Raw genomic sequence first — 18,702 nt, 5'->3', positions numbered from 1 at the left:
TGGAGGAACCATGTTCCGCAGCGAGTACGCAGACGTCCCGCCCGTAGAACTCCCCATCCACGACGCCGTCCTGGGCCACGCCGCCGCGTTCGGCGACCAGCCCGCGCTGATCGACGGCACGGACGGCACCACCCTCACCTACGAGCAGGTTCGCCGCTTCCACCGGCGCGTCGCCGCCGCCCTCGCCGAGGCCGGGGTCCGCAAGGGCGACGTACTGGCCCTGCACAGCCCCAACACCGTCGCCTTCCCCCTCGCCTTCTACGCCGCCACCCGCGCGGGCGCCTCCGTCACCACCGTGCACCCGCTCGCCACGGCCGACGAGTTCGCCAAGCAACTCGGCGACTGCGCGGCCCGCTGGATCGTCACCGCCTCACCGTTCCTGCAAACCGCCCGCCGCGCCGCCGAACTCGCGGGCGGCATCCAGGAGATCTTCGTCTGCGACAGCGCGCCCGGGCACCGCTCACTGATCGACATGCTCGCCTCCGCCGCCCCCGAACCCCAGGTGGACATCGACCCGGCCGAGGACGTGGCCGCCCTGCCGTACTCCTCCGGCACCACCGGCGTACCCAAGGGCGTCATGCTCACCCACCGGCAGATCGCCACCAACCTCGCCCAGCTCGAACCCGCGATCTCGGCCGGCCCCGGCGACCGCATCCTCGCCGTCCTGCCCTTCTTCCACATCTACGGCCTCACAGCCCTGATGAACGCGCCCCTGCGCCACGGCGCCACCGTCGTCGTCCTGCCCCGCTTCGACCTGGACACCTTCCTCGCCGCCATCCAGACCCACCGCATCACCGGCCTGTACGTGGCCCCGCCGATCGTCCTCGCCCTCGCCAAGCACCCGGCGGTCGCCCAGTACGACCTGTCGTCCCTGAAGTACGTCATCAGCGCGGCCGCACCCCTCGACGCCGACCTCGCCGCCGCCTGCGCCGACCGCCTGAACCTGCCGCCCCTCGGCCAGGCCTACGGCATGACGGAACTGTCCCCCGGCACCCACGTCGTCCCCCTCGACGCCATGCGCGACGCCCCCGCCGGCACCGTCGGCAAACTCATCGCCGGCACCGAGATGCGGATCGTCTCCCTGGACGACCCGGGCAAGGACCTCGCCCCCGGCGAGGACGGCGAGATCCTCATCCGCGGACCCCAGGTCATGAAGGGCTACCTGGGCCGCCCCGACGCCACCGCCGACATGATCGACACCGACGGCTGGCTGCACACCGGCGACATCGGCCGCGTCGACGAGAACGGCTGGCTGTTCGTCGTCGACCGCGTCAAGGAACTCATCAAGTACAAGGGCTTCCAGGTGGCCCCCGCCGAACTCGAAGCCCTCCTCCTCACCCACCCCGCCGTCGCCGACGCGGCCGTCATCGGCGTCTACAACGACGACGGCAACGAAGTCCCGCACGCCTTCGTCGTCCGCCAGCCCACCGCCCCCGACCTCTCCGAAGGAGAGATCGCCATGTACGTCGCCGAACGCGTCGCCCCCTACAAACGCGTCCGCCACGTCACCTTCATCGACGCCGTACCGAGGGCGGCCTCCGGGAAGATCCTGCGCCGGCAACTCAGGGAGACCCCATGACCCACGCACCCCTGATCGGCCGTACCCGCGCCCGAGGCGTCGAGACCCTCAGCCTCGACGCCGTCGACACCCGCAACGCCCTGTCGGCGGCCCTCGTCCGCGAACTCGCCGACGCCCTCACCGACAGCGCCAAGGACACCGACGTCCGCGCCGTCCTCCTCACCCACACCGGCGGCACCTTCTGCGCGGGCGCCGACCTGCGCGACCCTCCCCCACTCTCGGCTTCGCTCGAGCGGGGGGACCCCCACCTCCCCGACGCCTTCGTGGCCCTGCTCCGGCAGATCGTCGAACTGCCCAAACCCGTCCTCGCCCGCGTCACCGGCCACGTCCGCGCCGGCGGCCTCGGCCTGCTCGCCGCCTGCGACATCACCGCCGCCTCCACCCCGTCGACCTTCGCCTTCACCGAAGTACGCATCGGCGTGGCCCCCGCCGTGATCTCCCTCCCCCTCCTCCCGCGCACCGACCCCCGCGCCCTGACCCGCTACTACCTCACCGGCGAACGCTTCGACGCCCCCGAGGCCGCCCGCATCGGCCTGCTGACCGCCACGGGCGACGACATCGACGCCGTACTCGCACCCGTCCTGGACGGACTGCGCAGATCCGCCCCACAAGGCCTCGCCGAGACGAAACGGCTGCTCACGGCTAGGGTGCTGGAGACATTCGACCGGGACGCGGCCGACCTCACCGCGCTCTCGGCCCGGCTGTTCACCTCCGCGCCGGCCCGCGAGGGCATGACCGCCTTCCTCGAACGACGGGATCCCGCATGGGTGCTGTGACCACGGCCGACCGTGTCCCCGGCGACCGCGCCCCCAAACAGGACCGCAGCCGGGCCACCCGGCAGCGACTCCTCGAAGCCGCCGTGGCCTGCCTCGCCGAACACGGCTGGGCGGGCTCCACGGTCTCCGTCGTCGCCGAACGCGCGGGCGTCTCCCGAGGAGCCGCCCAGCACCACTTCCCCACCCGCGAGGACCTCTTCACCGCGGCCGTCGAATACGTCGCCGAAGAACGCTCCACCGCCCTGCGCGCCCTCTTCCCCGAAGGCGCCGCCGCACGCCACGCGGTCGTCTCCGCCCTCGTCGACCTCTACACCGGCCCCCTGTTCCGCGCCGCCCTCCACCTGTGGGTCGCCGCCTCCAACGAAGAACAACTCCGACCCCGCGTCACCGAACTGGAAGCCCGCGTCGGCCGCGAGACCCACCGCATAGCCGTGGAACTCCTCGGCGCCGACGAGTCCGTCCCCGGCGTCCGCGAAACCGTCCAGGGCCTCCTCGACATGGCCCGCGGCCTCGGCCTCGCCAACCTCCTCACCGACGACGGCGGCCGCCGCGAGCGCGTCGTGGCACAGTGGGCGGGACTGCTGGACGGGCTGCTGGAAGCGGGGGAGCGCTGATGGGGGACCACTTCCAGGTGATCGTCGACCTGGACGTGAGCGAGGACGAGGCACCCCGGCTCGCGAAGCGGCTGGTCGAGCGGCTCGTGGCCGACGGCGTCGTCCTGGCCGACCGGACCGGGCCCACGCTGGGCGCACATCCGCCGGGCCCGACCTGGCACCACGCCGTCGCCGACGACTGGGACCGGGAACCCTCGGACGGACTCGCCGTGCACACCGGACGCGGCGCCTTCCACAGCGGCACGGACGCCCCCGAGCACGCCGTGTGCCCGCGCTGCGGCGCCCCCGGCCGACTGGACACCGAAGGCTGGGCCCGCGTCAGCACCGCGATCGGCACCTGGAGCGAGACCGGCACCGCCGACCTCACCTGCCCCACCTGCGCCGCCACCACGCCCCTGCCCGACTGGACCTGGGACAACGCCCCCTTCGCCTTCGGCCACCTCGGCCTGAAGTTCTGGAACTGGCCCGACCTCGGAGAGGACTTCCAGGCCCGCCTGACCGACCTCCTCGACGGCCACCGCACGGCCTACCTCTGGGGCAAGCTCTGAGACCCCTCAAGGGTTGAGCCGCTCCACCCTCCAGGAGCCGTCGGCCTGGGACACGTACCGCAGCCGGTCGTGCAACCGGTTCTCCCGGCCCTGCCAGAACTCCACCGACTCCGGCGTCACCCGGAAACCACCCCAGTGCGGCGGCACCGGCACCCGCTCACCCTCCGGATAACGGGCCACCAGCTCCGCGTACGAGGCGTCGAGCTCGGCACGCCCGGCGACCACCGACGACTGGGCACTGGCCCAGGCCCCGAGCTGCGAGCCGTGCGGCCGGGTACGGAAGTACGCCGCCGTCTCGTCCCGCCCCGTACGCCGGGCCACACCCCGCACGATGACCTGGCGGGCCATCGGATGCCACGGGAACAGCAGGGAGACATACGGGTTCTCGGCGAGATCCCGGGCCTTGCGCGACTCGTAGTTCGTGTAGAAGACGAAACCCAGCTCGTCGAACTGCTTCAACAGCACCGTACGGGAACTCGGCCGGCCCTCCGCGTCCGCAGTGGAGACGACCATGGCGTTCGGCTCGAACAAGTGCGCCTCGATGGCCGCGTCCTTGAACCAGCGCGCGAACTGCTCCACGGGCGTGGCGGCCAGATCGGCCTCGTCGAGGCCCTCCGCCCGGTACTGCTTGCGCATGGCTGCGGGATCGGGCACGGGGCCGGAGTAGACGGCGTCTGCGTCGGTCACGTGGTCATCCTGCCGCATGGAACACCCCCACGTGACAGGTGGCACTCAGTGCCGCAACACTCCCCAAAGGTGACACTCGGGGATATGGTGCAGATGCCACGCCAGTGCCCTCCCGGTTGGATGACGACCGACCGCACGGGGCATCACAGGGGTGACCGCCCACGACCGCGAGTCCTCGGGGGACCGCGGATCCACCGGCGCCATGCGTCGCACACATCACGAGGAGCCGCCCGATGTCCGACTTCGTACCCGGACTCGAAGGAGTCGTCGCGTTCGAGACGGAGATCGCCGAACCGGACAAGGAAGGCGGCGCCCTGCGATACCGGGGCGTCGACATCGAGGACCTGGTCGGCCACGTCTCCTTCGGCAACGTCTGGGGCCTGCTCGTCGACGGCGCCTTCAACCCCGGCCTGCCGCCCGCCGAGCCCTTCCCCATCCCCGTCCACTCCGGCGACATCCGCGTCGACGTCCAGTCCGCACTCGCCATGCTCGCCCCCGTCTGGGGACTCAAACCCCTCCTCGACATCGATGCCGAACAGGCCCGCGAGGACCTCGCCCGCGCCGCCGTCATGGCCCTCTCCTACGTCGCCCAGTCCGCCCGCGGCCAAGGCCGGCCCATGGTCCCCCAGCGCGAGATCGACAAGGCCCAGTCCGTCGTCGAACGCTTCATGATCCGCTGGCGCGGCGAACCCGACCCCAAGCACGTCGCCGCCGTCGACGCCTACTGGACCAGCGCCGCCGAACACGGCATGAACGCCTCCACCTTCACCGCCCGCGTCATCGCCTCCACCGGAGCCGACGTCGCCGCCGCCCTCTCCGGCGCCGTGGGAGCCATGTCCGGCCCCCTCCACGGCGGCGCCCCCTCCCGCGTCCTCGGCATGATCGAGGAGATCGAACGCACCGGCGACGCCGAGGCCTACGTCAAGCAGGCCCTCGACAAGGGCGAACGCCTCATGGGCTTCGGCCACCGCGTCTACCGCGCCGAAGACCCCCGCGCCCGCGTCCTGCGCCGCACCGCCCGCGAACTCGGCGCACCCCGCTTCGAGATCGCCGAAGCCCTGGAGAAGGCCGCCCTCGCCGAACTCCACGCCCGCCGCCCCGACCGCGTCCTCGCCACGAACGTCGAGTTCTGGGCGGCCATCGTCCTCGACTTCGCCGAGGTCCCCGCCCACATGTTCACCTCGATGTTCACCTGCGCCCGCACCGCCGGCTGGTCCGCCCACATCCTCGAACAGAAGCGCACCGGCCGCCTCGTCCGCCCCTCCGCCCGCTACATCGGCCCGAGCGCCCGTGGCCTCCAGGAGATCGAGGGCTACGAGGACTTCGCCCACTGAACCGAGCGCACAGGGCGGGGCATCACGGCATCACGCGGAAGTCAGCAACTCCGCGTGATGCCGCTCCGCCACCAGCGGATGGGCGCGCAGCTTCCCCTTCAGCTCGTTGAAGCCATACTCCGCGAACAGCGGATTGCCCGGATCGTCGGTCACACCAGGCGCCGTAGCCGCATGCGGGAACACCAGCGGCTCCACCCGCGCGTCCAGCCGAGGGTTGTAGAAGAACGGCACGGAGAACCGCTCGGTGGCGCCGGGCGGGGACACGACCCGGTGATTGGTGGCGACGAGATACCCGTTCGTCGCCACCTCCAGCAACTCCCCCAGATTCACCACGAAGGCCCCGTCCAACGGCGGCACCTCATGGAACCGCCCGTCCTCCCGCTGCACCTGCAGCCCACCCACCCGGTCCTGGAGCAGCAGGGTCAGGAACCCGTAGTCCTTGTGCGCCCCCACCCCCTGATCGGCCCCGTCCCCCGCACTGCCCGGATACCGCACCAGCTTCAGATGCGGATGCGCCCGCTCCCCGAAGACGGAGTCGTAGAAGTCCGGCGCGGCCCCGATGGCCACCAGCAGCTCATGCAGCAACCGCTCGGCGACCCCGCTCAACCGCTCGATCCACGCGAGCGCCGCCACCCGCAGCTCGGGCAGCGCGGCAGGCCACTGATTGGGCCCCTCCAGCCACCAGTACGCCGGCTCACCGGGCCCCGGCACCCGCGCCGCCCGCTCCGCCCCGATGTCCAGCTGATCCCGCCAGTCCTGCCGCCCCCCGGTCCGCTCGTCACCGGTCCGCGTGTACCCCCGGAAGTGCGGTGAGTTCACATTGTCGATGGCGAGCCGCTCGGCCTCCGGCAGCCGGAAGAAGGCATGCATGGCCCCGACGAGCCGATCGATCTCCTCCCGACCCACCCCATGCCCCACAAGCTGGAAGAAACCCACGTCATGGGCGGCGCTGTGCAACTGCGCATGCAACAGCGCCCGGGCCTGAGGGCCACGATCGGCCGCCGACAGATCGATGATCGGGAGTTGGTCGTACGACGAGGTGGTCGCGTTGTGCGTCATGGAATGCGTCCGCGGGGTGTACGGGGCACGGGCGACCGCCGAGGGTAGGGCGGGCCCAGCTGCCGAAAGGGGGAAGGAAGAAAAGAAGAAGGTGGCTGGGTCAGGCGGAGCGCCGACAGCCCATGCTCGTGACGCGGACGAAGTCCACATGGCGGCGTCGAACGAGCGAAAGCATGTCCCCCAGAGTACCGCTCCCGAAAAACTCCCCAGTAACCCCCGGGAACCCCCGAAAAACGCAGACGACCCGCGAGTCTGGTCCTCCTCAAAGAGGGGGCCGGCCGGACGTACCGGCGACTCGCGGGTCGGGTGACTGCGTTGGATTGGCCGACTGCGTGCATCTCACGCACGCTGGTCCGGCGCCGCACAGTGTGTGGTGACAGGCCGCTAGCCTGCAGCCACCTCCGACGTCCGGTGTGCATACATGCTCCGGATCACCTCCCTTCCCTCGGTCCCCCCACCCTAAAAAGCCATCTCCGGACACTCAAGTGTTTTTCTGAGATGTTGACGGCGACGCCTCGGATCGGATGCTGTAGCCGTATCCGTCCCCCCGCTGCAAGAGCCTGAGATTCCAGTGGGAGACGTTGAACCGGCCCATCCGCGTGGTGAGGCTGTGCTGTCCCCGGGCGCGGACGGAGATACGGCCGGTCCAGGTTCCGGCCCACTTGCCGGAGGGCATGACGGCACGTACGAGGTCTCCTGTGGCGTATCCGAAGTGCCGCTTGGCGCGGGAACGCAACAGGCGAGGGAATCCATACCGGTCAGGGGTGGTCCTGGCGTAGGAGCCGCGCCCGGTGGCCTTGCTGGTACTCGGCTCCTCTGAGAGGCCTGCCCGCGCTCATGGAATGCGTGTCGAAGGCGACCTGCTCGACATGGATCTCGGTGACGGGCGCCTAGCGGCAGAGGCGGTTGGCCAGGGAGAAGGTGGTGTCGACGCGGTGGCGGAGGGACGGTGGCAGCCATCCTGGCCGGGTGGTGCGGTTGTGGGAGCGCCGGGCGCGGTAGCGGAGGTTTGCTGAGCGTCGCCGGTTCCGGTATCCGGCGCGTTGGTGCATGCAGGTGCGGATCTGGTCGCCGCGGTGTTGGAGTTCGACGCCGGGGAGGCGGTCGCGGTGGGTGCGCAGGAGGTCCGGCAGGACCGTGAGGGCGAGGGACGCGGCGAAGCCGACGCGCAGGCGGCCGGTGCGGCCGTCTCCGGCGGCCCGGGCGGCGGTGAGGCCGTCGGCCAGGCCGGTGAGGGTGCGCCGGGCGGCGGGCAGGAGCTCCCGTCCGGCGGGGGTGAGGGTGACGCCGGCCGCGGAGCGGTTGAAGAGGGTGTGTCCGACGCGGTCCTCCAGGCGGCGGATCTGCTGGCTCAGGGGCGGCTGGGCGATGCCGAGACGTGCGGCGGCCCGGCCGAAGTGCAGTTCCTCGGCGAGGGTCACGAAGGCGTGCAGCTGGGCGAGGGGTGGCAGTTTGCCGAGCTCCGAGGGCTTCATATCTTCAGAGATATCAGGTGGGTGGGATTCGGCTATTGGACGTATGTCCCCAGCTCCTCCTACCGTTCCGGGACATGACAGAGCGCCGCGCCATCCTCAGTGGGTCCACCTTCGAAGAGCGGATCGGATATGCCCGGGCCGTGGTCGACGGGGACCGGGTGTACGTGTCCGGGACGACCGGGTTCGACTACGCGACCATGACCATCCCGGTGGACGTCGTCGAGCAGGCCGAGCAGTGTGTGCGGAACATCGGGGCGGCGCTGGCGGAGGCGGGGTGCGGGTTCGGGGACGTGGTGCGGGTGCGGTACCTGCTGCCGGCGCGGGAGGACTTCGAGCCGTGCTGGCCGGTGTTGCGGCGGGCGTTCGGGGAGGCGCGACCGGCCGCGACGATGCTCGTGGTGGGGCTCGCGGATCCCCGGATGAGGATCGAGATCGAGGTCGACGCGCGGCGTGGCTCGGGGCGGGCGGAAAAGCGTTGACGCGCGCGTGGGGGCACGGTTCGCTGCTGTCGTGACTGATCTTCGTGTCGAGCGGGTCGCGGGTGACGCCGCGCTGGAGGAGTGGCGGCACGTCCACAACGTGGTCGTGCCGCCGGCCGCGCTGTCCCTCGGCGAGGTGCGGGAGCGGGCGGGGCGCTATCGGTTGGAGAACGCGTACGTCGGTGACGTCCTCGTCGGTTGTTCCACTGTGCGGCCGCCGCAGGGGGAGGACGCGGTGGTGACGGTCATCGCGCGCGTGCTGCCCGGGTTCCGGCGGCGGGGGTACGGATCGGCGCTCTACGATCATGTCCTCGCGCACGCGCGTGTGCTGGGCGCCCGGGCGGTCGAGACGTGTGTGCTGGCCGCCAACGAGGACGGGCTGCGGTTCGCCCGCGCGCGGGGGTTCGCCGAGGTCGAGCGGTATGTGCTGGACGGGGAGACGGTGGAATGGGTCGACCTGCGGCTGATGCCCGTTCCGGTCGTTGCGGCCTGACGGCGGCGGTACAACGATTCCTCTGCAATCTTGCGGGAACCATATGTGGGCTGCGTCACGTTCGAGTTGAATGAGGGCAAGTGAGCGAACCTGCAGGGGGTCCAGGTGAGTGCTTCCCGGCGTAGTGGGACCACCGACGAGCTGGGGCCGGACGAGCCCGAGCCCGAGCAGCCGGACGGTCCCGGCGGCCCTGACGGCGCGGATCTGCTGGCCGCGCTGCTCGACGGCATGGACGCGGCCCTGTGTGCCTTCGACGCCGAGGGTGTCGTCACCCACTGGAACCGCGAGGCGGAGCGCATCCTCGGCTGGAGCGCGGCGGAGGCCGTGGGCCGGCAGGGCTTCGCCGGCTGGGCGGTGCGTGAGGCGGACGCCGTGGAGGTCGAGGGCCGCCTGATGGCGGCGATGCACGCGCCGGGTCGTCAGGTGCACGAGTTCGCGCTGCTGACGAAGGACGGCGGGCGGGTGCTCGTACGGACCCAGTCCGCGGCCGTGCGCGGGCCCGACGGCAAGCCGGCGGGGCTGTACTGCGCGTTCAGCGAGGTGCACGCGCAGATCGACCTGGAGCGTTCCATCGCCCTCAGTGAGGCGCTCTTCGACGACGCGTCGTGGGGGGTCGTCCTGGTCGACGCCGATCTGCGTCCCGCCGTGGTCAACGCGCATGCCGCCCGCGCGCTGGGGACGGGGCGTACGGCGGTGCTGGGCCGTCCGCTGGGTGAGCTGCTGACCCGGGGCGTGGAGGAGCTGGAGAACGCGCTGACGCATGTCCTGGCCGAGGGTGCCCCGCCCGCTCCCGCGGAGATGTGGGTGGGGGTGCGCACCCCGGAGGGCGAGCGGCGGCGGTGCTGGCGCAGTGGGTTCCTGCGGTTGGCCTCGCCGTTGGCGGAGGAGCCGGTGCCGCTCGGGGTCGGATGGCTGTTCCAGGACGTGACGGAGGCGAAGCAGGGCGAGCAGGAGGCGGCGCTGCTGCGGTTCCGTACGAATCAGTTGCACCGGGCGGCCCGTGCGGCGGCGGAGTGCGAGGATCCCGCCGAGGCGGCGACCGTCCATCTCGATTTCGCGCTGGCCGGGTTCGCCGATCACGCTCTGATCGACCGTGTCGCGGGTGGCGCGGCGGCCGACGGGGAGGCGGTGACGGCGCCGCTCAGGCTGGTCCGGGTGGCGGCCACGCCGTCCGGCGGTCCGGGCCCCAGTGCGCTCACCGGGCATGCCGGGCTGCCCGTCCGCTACGGCGAGGGGCATCCGGCGTTGCAGTGCGTGGCCCGGGCCGGTTCCGTGCGGGCGGGTGCGGGGAGCGTGGCGGCGGAGGAGGCGCGGGAGTGGGCGCGGGCGCGCCAGTGGCCCGAGGACACGGTGCACGCGTTGTGCGCGGTGTTGCGCAGCCGGGGCCGGACGCTGGGTGTGGTGACGTTTCTGCGCGGTGCCGGCCGGAGTTCCTTCGAGCGTTCCGACGCGACGTACGCCGAGGATGTCGCCGTACGCATGGCGTCGGCGCTGGATCTGGCGGACCTGGTGGGGCGGGGCGACGACTTCTGATCGCCGGCGCCGCGTACCCGCTGCCGGACAGGCCCTAGTGCTGGTGGAAGATCCGGTCGCCGTACTCCTCGAACACGCGTCGGTTCCAGTCGTGGCCGCCGTCGACGTTGCCGGAGCGCAGCAGCGGGGGTTCGATGCCGCGGTCGGCGAGGGAGCCGGCCGCGGTGGCCATGACGGCCTGGAGGAGGGCCGAGGTGACGACGGTGGAGGCGGGGGCGAAGGGGGCCGGGACGCCGTCCAGGGTGAGCTCGGCGTCGCCGACGGCGATCTTGGAGTCCAGTACGACGTCGCAGTGGTCCTTGAGGAACGTCCCCGAGGGGTTGCGGGGCTTCGTCTGCGCGGCGTACGCCACCGAGGTCACGCCGATGACCTTCACGCCGAGGGCGCGCGCGTGGAGGGCCATCTCCACGGGCAGGGTGTTGCGGCCGGACAGCGAGATGATCACGAGGGCGTCGCCGGCGCGGAGCGGGGACGTGTCCAGGAGGACGCTCGCGAGGCCGTCGACGCGCTCCAGGGCGGAGCCGAGGGTGGCGGGCCGGACGTCGACGCCGACGAGGCCGGGTGCGGGGAGGAGGTTCATCAGGGCGAGGCCCCCCGCGCGGTACACGAGGTCCTGGGCGGGGAGGGAGGAGTGGCCGGCGCCGAAGGCGAAGAGGCGGCCTCCCGCGGCGACGGTGTCGGCGAGGAGCGTGCCGGCGGCCCGGACGGTCTCGGCCTCCTCGTCGCGGACCCGTCGCAGCAGGCCGATCGCGGCGTCGAAGAACTGGGCGGCGAGCTCGTGGTCGCTCATCCGAGGGGCCCCTTTGCCGTGTCGGGTGGCGGGTCACCGTCCGTGTCGGCGCCCTGTGTCGCGGATCACTGTGTGGTCTGGACCAGTGCGCTGTCAATACGGCCGGTGGGGCCGTGGCGCGGGCCGCGCGCCGTGCGAGTGCCCCGGCGTAACCGCCTCGTTTCAACGGCGCGGCACGGTTGTCAGTGGTATCCGGCAGAATTGAAGCCAGGGCCAGCGCACGCGCCGGAGAGCCGTCGAGCCTTCGGCAGATCTCATCGAGGGGCACACGAATGTCCGGACTGATCGACACCACGGAGATGTATCTCCGCACCATCCTCGAGCTGGAGGAGGAAGGTGTGGTCCCCATGCGTGCCCGGATCGCAGAGCGGCTCGACCAGAGCGGGCCGACGGTGAGCCAGACGGTGGCGCGCATGGAGCGCGACGGTCTGGTCTCCGTGGCCAGCGACCGGCACCTGGAGCTGACGGACGAGGGCCGCCGGCTGGCCACGCGCGTGATGCGCAAGCACCGCCTCGCCGAGTGTCTCCTCGTCGATGTGATCGGCCTGGAGTGGGAGCAGGTCCACGCCGAGGCGTGCCGCTGGGAGCACGTGATGAGCGAGGCGGTGGAGCGCCGCGTCCTGGAGCTGCTGCGTCACCCCACCGAGTCGCCGTACGGCAACCCGATCCCCGGTCTGGAGGAGCTCGGCGAGAAGGACGGCGCCGACCCGTTCCTGGACGAGGGCATGGTCTCGCTCGCCGATCTCGACCCGGGCCTGGAGGGCAAGACGGTCGTCGTGCGCCGTATCGGCGAGCCGATCCAGACGGACGCGCAGCTGATGTACACGCTGCGCCGGGCGGGTGTGCAGCCCGGTTCGGTGGTGAGCGTGACGGAGTCGGCGGGTGGTGTGCTGGTCGGCAGCGGTGGTGAGGCGGCGGAGCTGGAGTCGGACGTCGCGTCGCACGTGTTCGTCGCCAAGCGCTGAGCGGCGCCGAGCGCTGGGCGGCTCCTCACGGCCCGGCGGCCGGGCCTGTTGAAACGCTGAGCATTGTTCAACTCCTGGGGCGCATGGGGTAGTTGTGATGCTCCGCGGATGTCGTCGAATCGCAGATTCCCTGTGTCGAACGGCAGCGCGTCGGCGCTTCCCGTGCCACGCTGTCGCGTGAGGCATATGACCTGAGGGGGCGGGGATGATGTGCCGCAGAGCAGTGGAGGGCCCCGGTGCCGTATGGCACCGGGGCCTGTCCTCCCCTGTTCCGACCCGGAGCCCCGAGCTCTCAGGGTCGTTCCCCTCGGACCGGTTTCCCCGAGCGGTCCGCCTCCCGCTGAAGATCTCCCCTCGACGACGGCAATCATTCCTTGAGGGGGGTCACTCGAACGAGGGGTGTTGGTCGCGGAGAGTGCATTTCTCGAAAGAGCATTCGATAGCCTGCGGGTGATTGAAGGCAGCACCCACGGGTGATTGAACGCAGCACCAAGGCATCGGCAGCACAGCGGTACGACGGCTAGGGGGGTGCCAGGATCCATGGCGCGACGCATCGACGTGACCGGGGCGGGCGGTGTACGCCTGGCGGCCTGGGAGTTCGGCGACCCTCCCAAGGGCGACCCGCCCAGGCACGGGACGGACGCCATGATCCCGGCCCAGTCCACCGGCGAGCGGGACGGGCTCGCCGCGCCCGGGTCCGAGCCCGAGCGGACCTCCGGCGTCCTGTTACTGCACGGGCTGATGGGACGCGCCTCGCACTGGGCGTCCACGGCCCGCTGGCTCTCCGAGCGGCATCGCGCGGTCGCCCTCGACCAGCGCGGCCACGGCCAGAGCGAGAAGCCCCCCGAGGCGGCCTTCACCCGCGAGGCCTACGTCGAGGACGCGGAGGCCGCCCTCGAGCAGCTCGGTCTCACCCCGGCCGTCCTCATCGGACACGCCATGGGAGCCCTCACCGCCTGGCAGCTCGCCGCGAAACGCCCCGACCTGGTGCGCGGGGTGATCATCTGTGACATGCGGGCCTCCGCGCTCGGCTCGGCCTCGCAGCGCGAGTGGGCCGACTGGTTCAAGTCCTGGCCCCTTCCCTTCGCCACCCTCGCCGACGTCCGCAAGTGGTTCGGCGAGGACGACCCCTGGGTGGAGCGCCCGAACCCCTCCCGCGGCGAGTTCTACGCCGAGGTGATGCAGGAGTCGCCCGACGGCTGGCGCCCCGTCTTCGAACCCGAGCAGATGCTGAAGTCCCGCGAGACCTGGGTCTACGACGCCCACTGGGAGGAGCTGACCCAGGTCCGGTGCCCCGCCCTGGTCGTCCGCGGCCTCGACGGGGAGCTGGGGCGGGCCGAGGCCCAGGAGATGGTCCGTGTACTGCCCCGCGGCGAGTACGCGGAGGTCGCCGACGCCGGCCACCTCGTCCACTACGACCAGCCGGAGGGATGGCGCGCGGCGATCGAGCCGTTCCTGGACGCCGTACTCAGCACACCGTAAGGGCCGCCCCTCCAGGGGGAGCACCTCTTACTCACCCCTTGCTCACCGCCGCCAGGATCTCAGGCAGGCGCTCCGCCACGCGCGGCGCCGCCAGTCGCAGTCCCAGCAGGGTGATCGCCGTGCCGTACCCCGCGCCCACCGGCAGCAGCACCCAGGTCCACGCCTCGCCGTCCGCGCTGACGTTCAGCCAGATCGTCGCCGCGATGACGGGCGCGCACAGCAGCGCCGCCGAGACCATCCCGCCGAAGATCGAGATCCAGGCGAGCCCGGTCTGGCCGGGAGCGACGTTCTTGTAGCCCTCCTGCGGTATCGAGTAGGGGAAGCGGGCCGACGTCCACGCGCCGGTCGTCAGCATCGCGCCGAGCAGCGCCAGCGACAGCCCCAGCACCTCCGGCAGTTTCGGCCAGTCCCCGAGCAGCGCGGTCGTCACCACGGTCACCAGCGTCGCGTACGGCAGGGTGATCACCAGCAGCGCGAGCGCACGCGCGCGTAGTTCGACGTAGGCGTCCCGGGGCGAGGAGATCGTCATCGCGACCATCCAGAACGCCGAGGTGTCCTGCCCGAACTGGTTGTACATCTGGATGCCGAGCATGCCGGCGGCGAAGCAGGCGAAGTAGATCGAGCCGGTGCCCTGCAGCGCGTTGAACACGGGCACGATCAGTCCGATCGCGAGCGACGTCACCCAGGCCGCCTTGGTCTTCGGGTCGCGCCAGACATAGCGCAGGCCGCGTTCCATGACGGTGCCGGTGCGCCCGTCCGGCAGCAGCCGCGCCCATCCCGCCGCGCTCCGCCGGTCCCGCGTGCCGTCCCCGGCGGACCGCAGCGTCGAACCGTCCGGCGAGGTCATCAGCCGCGTCAGAGTCCGCGCCCACACCCCCACCAGCGCCGCCGACGCGCCCGCGCAGAGCACCAGCTGCCCGGCCGCGGCCCCGTACGCCCCCTCGCTCACCGAGTCCACCGCGCCCACCGCCGAGGCCGGCGGCAGCCACCGCAGCACGTCCGCCACCGGATCGAGCTGCCCGAGCCCGGTCGTGCCCAGCCGCTGCGCCCCGAAGTTGACGACCTGCGCCCCGATCGCGATGACCAGCCCGCTCAGCACCGCCAGATCGCGCCCCCGGCGACTGGTCAGCAGCCGTACGTTGGCGGCGGCGACGGCCCGTGCGAGCGCCACGCACACCAGCAGCCCCAGGGCGACGGCGACGACCGCGACGACGTACGCCGCCACCCCGTGGGCCACGGCGACCACCGCCCCCACCAGCATCAGCACGGTGAACAGCGGTCCGATCCCCACCAGCGAGGCCGCCAGCAACGCGCCCACCAGCGGCCGGGGTCGCAGCGGCAGCATCACCAGCCGGGTCGGATCCAGCGTCTCGTCCCCACCGGGAAAGAACAGCGGCATCACCGCCCACCCCAGCCCCAGCACCGCCACCAGCAACACCACGAGCGCGTCGGCGTGCGCATGCCCCCGCAGCGCGATCAGCCCGAGCAGCTGCAACGCCGCGAACAGCAGCGTGAACACGGCGGAGGCGATGTACGCGGCCCGCCGCCCCCCGGACTGCCGGAGCCCGTTCCTCAGCAGCGACAGCTTCAGCCGTACGACGGTGGAGGTCAGCGGGGTCACCTGGCGGTCCCGCCGCCCAGCCAGTCCAGATCCGACCCGGCGTCCCGCCCCTGCGCGCCGACGAGTTCCAGGAAGGCCCGCTGCAGCGAGGGAGCCGCGCCGCGCACCTCCTCCAGCGTCCCGTGGGCCCGGATGCGCCCGGCCGCCATCACGGCCACCCAGTCGCACAGCGACTCGACGAGTTCCATCACATGGGAGGAGAAGACGACGGTGGCGCCGGAGGCGGTGTACCGCTCCAGCACCCCGCGGATGGTCTGCGCGGAGACGGGGTCGACACCCTCGAACGGCTCGTCGAGGAAGAGGATCTCGGGATTGTGGAGGAGCGCGGCCGCGAGCCCGATCTTCTTCCGCATGCCGGTCGAGTAGTCGACGACCAGCTTGTGCTGGGCCCCCGCGAGATCGAGAACGTCGAGCAGCTGCGTGGCCCGCCTGTCGACCTCGGCACCGGGGAGCCCGCGCAACCGCCCGCTGTACCCGAGCAGTTCACGCCCCGACAGCCGCTCGAACAGCCGCAGCCCCTCCGGCAGCACCCCGATCCGTGCCTTCACCTCGACGGGATCCCGCCACACGTCGTGCCCGACCACCTCGACGAACCCCTGATCGGGCCGCAGCAACCCGGTCACCATGGAGAGGGTGGTGGTCTTCCCGGCCCCGTTCGGCCCCACGAGCCCGATGAACTTCCCGGCGGGCAGATCGAGATCGACCCCGGCCACGGCGACTTGCTGCCCGAACCGCTTCCAGAGATCGCGAACGCGCACGGCAGACGTCATGCTCGAAGCCTACGTTCGGCCGAGTCGCTTTTTAGGGGCGCGGGGCTGTGCCCAATATGCGGCTTCGCCGCGGGGGCGCGACAAGCCACGACGGACCCGCACCCGACAACGGCGAAGAACTTCTACCGATCCCGCCCGCACGCATAAGCCAACGGCGAGATCAACTCCTCCGCATCCGGCAACCACCGATTCGCGGCAGTCGGCCGGCAGGCCCACTGCACAGCCCCACGGGACCCGAACCGCGTAGGCGGCGCCGCCACATACGTGCCCTCGCCCAGCGTCACCAGGTCCAACGACCCAAGGGACCAGCCCAGTTTCCGCACCAGCTCCGGCACCTTGGCCGACGCACCCGGCAGCACGAAGAACTGCATCCGCCGCTCCGGCGTCAACGTCACCGGCCCGAGCGTCAGCTCCATCCGCTCCATCCTCGCCAGCGCGAGGAACCCGGCCGTCTCCGGAACGGAAATCGCGTCGAACGTACGCCCGGTGGGCAGCAGGATCGACGCGGTCGGCTGCTTCTGCCACATCCGACGCGCGACGGTCGCGCTGCCCGTGGCCTGGGTCGCCCAGTCCGGCCGCGAGGGATGCGCCCCCGGCGTCGCACACGCGGTGTCGCCGCAGGAGCAGCGCTGGCTTCCCTCGACGGCTTCCAGCCAGGTGCCGGGGAAGACGTCCCAGTGACGTTCCTCGGCGTAGCGAACAGCGGTCTCCAGCAGCGATTCCCCGCGCTGCTTCGGGATGTGAACGGCTTCGGCGCCCGCGATGGTCTCTTCCACGATGAACACAACTCTAGCGGTCACCAGGGGTTACGCCCGCCACAGTGCGCGGGGGAGGAGCACCGACTCCGCGTCCGGGGCGCATGGGTGCACGCATGGGGGCGCGCGGCAGGAACGGGCGCGGGAGCGGGTAGTCACGGAGGGGGGCGGGCTTCCGCCGGTAACCCGGCAATTCTCGGCAATCCGCACATGCCTCGCATTTTCGTTGTGCCCATGGGGCATTGATCTTCTCGGCCGGAACTTTTCGGTGCGGAACTCCACAGGGGGTAGTGCCAATGGCCGCAAGGCCTCTAGTCGCGCGGCAGCCGAACGAACGGCTGCAGGCGCTCATCCAGGAGGCGGGGTGCTCGAACGCCGGGCTCGCCCGCCGTGTCAACATGTGCGGCGCCGAGCACGGTCTCGACCTGCGCTACGACAAGACGTCCGTGGCCCGCTGGCTGCGCGGACAGCAGCCGCGCGGACGCGCCCCGGCGATCATCGCCGAAGCCCTGGGCCGCAAGCTCGGCCGTACGGTCACGATCGACGAGATCGGCATGGCCAACGGCAAGAACCTCGCCTCCGGCGTGGGTCTCCAGTTCTCGCCGACGGTGCTGGGGGCCATCGAGCAGGTCTGTGAGCTGTGGCGCAGCGACGTGGGCCGCCGCGACTTCCTCTCCGGATCGTCCGTGGCCGCCTCGGCGCTGGTCGAACCCAGCCGCGACTGGCTGATCTCGTCGCCCGACGCCCAGGTGGCGCGCTCGGCGGGACCGCGGGTGGGCCTGTCCGACGTGGCGGCCGTGAAGGCGATGACCCAGGCGCTGGTCGACCTGGACCACCAGTTCGGCAGCGGGCACGTCCGCCCGGTCGTCGTGCACTACCTCAACAGCGTCGTCTCGGGGCTGCTGGCCGGCTCCTACCGGGAGGCGGTGGGCCGTGAACTCTTCGCCGCGGTGGCCCGGTTGACGGAGCTCGCCGGGTACATGGCCGTCGACACCGGCCAGCCGGGCCTGGCCCAGCGCTACTACATCCAGGCGCTGCGTCTCGCCCAGGCCGCGGGCGACCGCGGCTACGGCGGTTACGTCCTCGCCGCGTCCATGAGCCATCTCGCCGCCCAGCTCGGAAACCCGCGCGAGATCGCCCAGTTGGCGCGCGCGGCGCAGGAGGGCGCACGAGGGCGGGTGACCCCGCGCGCGGAGGCGATGTTCTTCGCGGCGGAGGCGCGGGGCCATGCCCTGATGGGCGACATCCGGGCGACGCAACTGGCGTCCGGGCGGGCGGCGTCGGCGCTGGAGGCGGCCGATCCGTCCTCCGGGGACGACCCGGCGTGGATCGCGCACTTCGACGAGGCCTATCTGGCCGACGAGTTGGCACACTGCCACCGCGACCTGGGCCAGGCCGAGGCGGCGGCGCGGTGTGCCGAGCAGTCCCTGGCCGGGCATCCGGAGGGCCGGGCGCGGCGCAGGGCCATCGGGTACGTCCTCCTCGCCACCGCGCAGGTGCAGCGGCGCGAGGTCGAACAGGCCTGCCACACCGGTCTCAAGGCGGTGGAACTCCTCGAGACGCTGCGCTCGAACCGGGGCGCGGAGTACCTGGAGGATCTCCAGCAGCGGCTGGAGCCGTTCCGGGAGGAGCCGGTGGTACGGGAGTTCGGGGCGCGGCTGGAGCTGCAGACCGCCGCGTGAACGGACGGGGCGCCGCTGCGTGAACGTACGGGAAACGGACAGGCCCCGTACGGGACGCGA

Annotated in this window: 17 protein-coding genes and 2 pseudogenes; 11 read left to right on the top strand and 8 right to left on the bottom strand. The window is 71.7% G+C overall.

Features of this window, described 5'->3' with window-relative positions; all coding sequences use genetic code 11:
• Positions 1–10: 10 nt before the first annotated feature.
• From ACIRF9_RS16700 to ACIRF9_RS16685, 4 genes are read left to right on the top strand one after another with little or no spacing between them, the layout of a single operon-like run.
• On the top strand, positions 11–1,579 hold the full coding sequence (locus ACIRF9_RS16700) for a 4-coumarate--CoA ligase family protein (RefSeq protein ID WP_403821811.1): 1,569 nt from the start codon (positions 11–13) through the stop codon (positions 1,577–1,579).
• Positions 1,576–2,355: an enoyl-CoA hydratase family protein gene (locus ACIRF9_RS16695; RefSeq protein WP_403821809.1), complete on the top strand. Its 780-nt coding sequence runs from the start codon at positions 1,576–1,578 to the stop codon at positions 2,353–2,355. Before ACIRF9_RS16700 ends, ACIRF9_RS16695 begins: the two co-directional genes overlap by 4 nt.
• Positions 2,343–2,969: a TetR/AcrR family transcriptional regulator gene (locus ACIRF9_RS16690; protein WP_403821807.1), complete on the top strand. Its 627-nt coding sequence runs from the start codon at positions 2,343–2,345 to the stop codon at positions 2,967–2,969. The genes ACIRF9_RS16695 and ACIRF9_RS16690 overlap by 13 nt, the downstream gene beginning before the upstream one ends.
• Complete coding sequence (locus ACIRF9_RS16685; RefSeq protein WP_403821805.1) at positions 2,969–3,517, top strand: hypothetical protein; 549 nt, start codon at positions 2,969–2,971, stop codon at positions 3,515–3,517. Before ACIRF9_RS16690 ends, ACIRF9_RS16685 begins: the two co-directional genes overlap by 1 nt.
• Before the next feature lie 6 nt (positions 3,518–3,523).
• On the opposite strand, the gene pdxH is transcribed toward ACIRF9_RS16685, so the two are convergent.
• On the bottom strand, positions 3,524–4,204 hold the full coding sequence (pdxH, locus tag ACIRF9_RS16680) for a pyridoxamine 5'-phosphate oxidase (RefSeq protein ID WP_403821803.1): 681 nt from the start codon (positions 4,202–4,204) through the stop codon (positions 3,524–3,526).
• 233 nt (positions 4,205–4,437) lie between these two features.
• On the opposite strand from pdxH, the gene ACIRF9_RS16675 reads away from it, so the two are divergent.
• On the top strand, positions 4,438–5,538 hold the full coding sequence (locus tag ACIRF9_RS16675; RefSeq protein ID WP_403821801.1) for a citrate synthase 2: 1,101 nt from the start codon (positions 4,438–4,440) through the stop codon (positions 5,536–5,538).
• A 30-nt stretch (positions 5,539–5,568) separates the two neighbouring features.
• Here ACIRF9_RS16675 and ACIRF9_RS16670 read toward each other — a convergent pair whose 3' ends face one another.
• The 3 genes and pseudogenes from ACIRF9_RS16670 to ACIRF9_RS16660 form a co-directional block, all read right to left on the bottom strand.
• The gene (locus ACIRF9_RS16670) at positions 5,569–6,597 is read right to left on the bottom strand and encodes an isopenicillin N synthase family dioxygenase (protein WP_403821799.1); all 1,029 of its coding nucleotides are present in this window, start codon (positions 6,595–6,597) and stop codon (positions 5,569–5,571) included.
• A 758-nt stretch (positions 6,598–7,355) separates the two neighbouring features.
• Positions 7,356–7,700: pseudogene (locus tag ACIRF9_RS16665) on the bottom strand (RRXRR domain-containing protein); the annotation flags it as partial.
• Positions 7,680–8,072: pseudogene (locus ACIRF9_RS16660) on the bottom strand (LysR family transcriptional regulator); the annotation flags it as partial. The pseudogenes ACIRF9_RS16660 and ACIRF9_RS16665, both read right to left, overlap by 21 nt.
• 74 nt (positions 8,073–8,146) lie before the next feature.
• On the opposite strand from ACIRF9_RS16660, the gene ACIRF9_RS16655 reads away from it, so the two are divergent.
• The 3 genes from ACIRF9_RS16655 to ACIRF9_RS16645 all read left to right on the top strand — a co-directional run bounded on the left by ACIRF9_RS16655 (position 8,147) and on the right by ACIRF9_RS16645 (position 10,577).
• The gene (locus tag ACIRF9_RS16655) at positions 8,147–8,551 is read left to right on the top strand and encodes a RidA family protein (protein ID WP_403821797.1); all 405 of its coding nucleotides are present in this window, start codon (positions 8,147–8,149) and stop codon (positions 8,549–8,551) included.
• A gap of 31 nt (positions 8,552–8,582) precedes the next feature.
• Entirely contained in the window at positions 8,583–9,044 is a 462-nt protein-coding gene (locus ACIRF9_RS16650) for a GNAT family N-acetyltransferase (protein WP_403821795.1), read from the top strand.
• A gap of 105 nt (positions 9,045–9,149) precedes the next feature.
• Positions 9,150–10,577 carry a PAS domain-containing protein gene (locus tag ACIRF9_RS16645; protein WP_403821793.1) on the top strand — a complete coding sequence of 476 codons (1,428 nt, stop codon included), beginning with the start codon at positions 9,150–9,152 and terminating at the stop codon, positions 10,575–10,577.
• A gap of 34 nt (positions 10,578–10,611) precedes the next feature.
• Here the strand turns inward: ACIRF9_RS16645 and ACIRF9_RS16640 are convergent, their stop codons facing one another.
• A complete protein-coding gene (locus ACIRF9_RS16640) occupies positions 10,612–11,367 on the bottom strand; it encodes an SIS domain-containing protein (RefSeq protein ID WP_403821790.1) in 756 nt (251 codons plus the stop codon).
• Between the two features lie 272 nt (positions 11,368–11,639).
• Between ACIRF9_RS16640 and ACIRF9_RS16635 the strand changes: the two genes are divergently transcribed.
• Both ACIRF9_RS16635 and ACIRF9_RS16630 read left to right on the top strand, forming a co-directional pair.
• The gene (locus ACIRF9_RS16635) at positions 11,640–12,332 is read left to right on the top strand and encodes a metal-dependent transcriptional regulator (RefSeq protein WP_020130217.1); all 693 of its coding nucleotides are present in this window, start codon (positions 11,640–11,642) and stop codon (positions 12,330–12,332) included.
• A gap of 540 nt (positions 12,333–12,872) precedes the next feature.
• Positions 12,873–13,814 (top strand): alpha/beta fold hydrolase, encoded by a 942-nt coding sequence (locus tag ACIRF9_RS16630; protein WP_403821787.1) that lies wholly within the window; start codon positions 12,873–12,875, stop codon positions 13,812–13,814.
• A 31-nt stretch (positions 13,815–13,845) separates the two neighbouring features.
• On the opposite strand, the gene ACIRF9_RS16625 is transcribed toward ACIRF9_RS16630, so the two are convergent.
• From ACIRF9_RS16625 to ACIRF9_RS16615, 3 genes are all read right to left on the bottom strand, one after another.
• On the bottom strand, positions 13,846–15,435 hold the full coding sequence (locus tag ACIRF9_RS16625) for a transporter (protein ID WP_403821784.1): 1,590 nt from the start codon (positions 15,433–15,435) through the stop codon (positions 13,846–13,848).
• Positions 15,432–16,205 carry an ABC transporter ATP-binding protein gene (locus tag ACIRF9_RS16620; protein ID WP_403821781.1) on the bottom strand — a complete coding sequence of 258 codons (774 nt, stop codon included), beginning with the start codon at positions 16,203–16,205 and terminating at the stop codon, positions 15,432–15,434. Before ACIRF9_RS16620 ends, ACIRF9_RS16625 begins: the two co-directional genes overlap by 4 nt.
• A 122-nt stretch (positions 16,206–16,327) precedes the next feature.
• Positions 16,328–16,990 (bottom strand): bifunctional DNA primase/polymerase, encoded by a 663-nt coding sequence (locus ACIRF9_RS16615; protein WP_403821778.1) that lies wholly within the window; start codon positions 16,988–16,990, stop codon positions 16,328–16,330.
• Positions 16,991–17,256: 266 nt separating this feature from the next.
• On the opposite strand from ACIRF9_RS16615, the gene ACIRF9_RS16610 reads away from it, so the two are divergent.
• A complete protein-coding gene (locus tag ACIRF9_RS16610) occupies positions 17,257–18,642 on the top strand; it encodes a transcriptional regulator (RefSeq protein ID WP_403821775.1) in 1,386 nt (461 codons plus the stop codon).
• Positions 18,643–18,702: the final 60 nt, after the last annotated feature.

This window comes from Streptomyces sp. NPDC096132, from assembly GCF_044763345.1.
In the GTDB taxonomy this organism is placed as follows: Bacteria; Actinomycetota; Actinomycetes; order Streptomycetales; family Streptomycetaceae; genus Streptomyces.
Note: the sequence above shows the minus strand (reverse complement) of the source record. Positions and strands in the feature narration are given on the sequence as shown.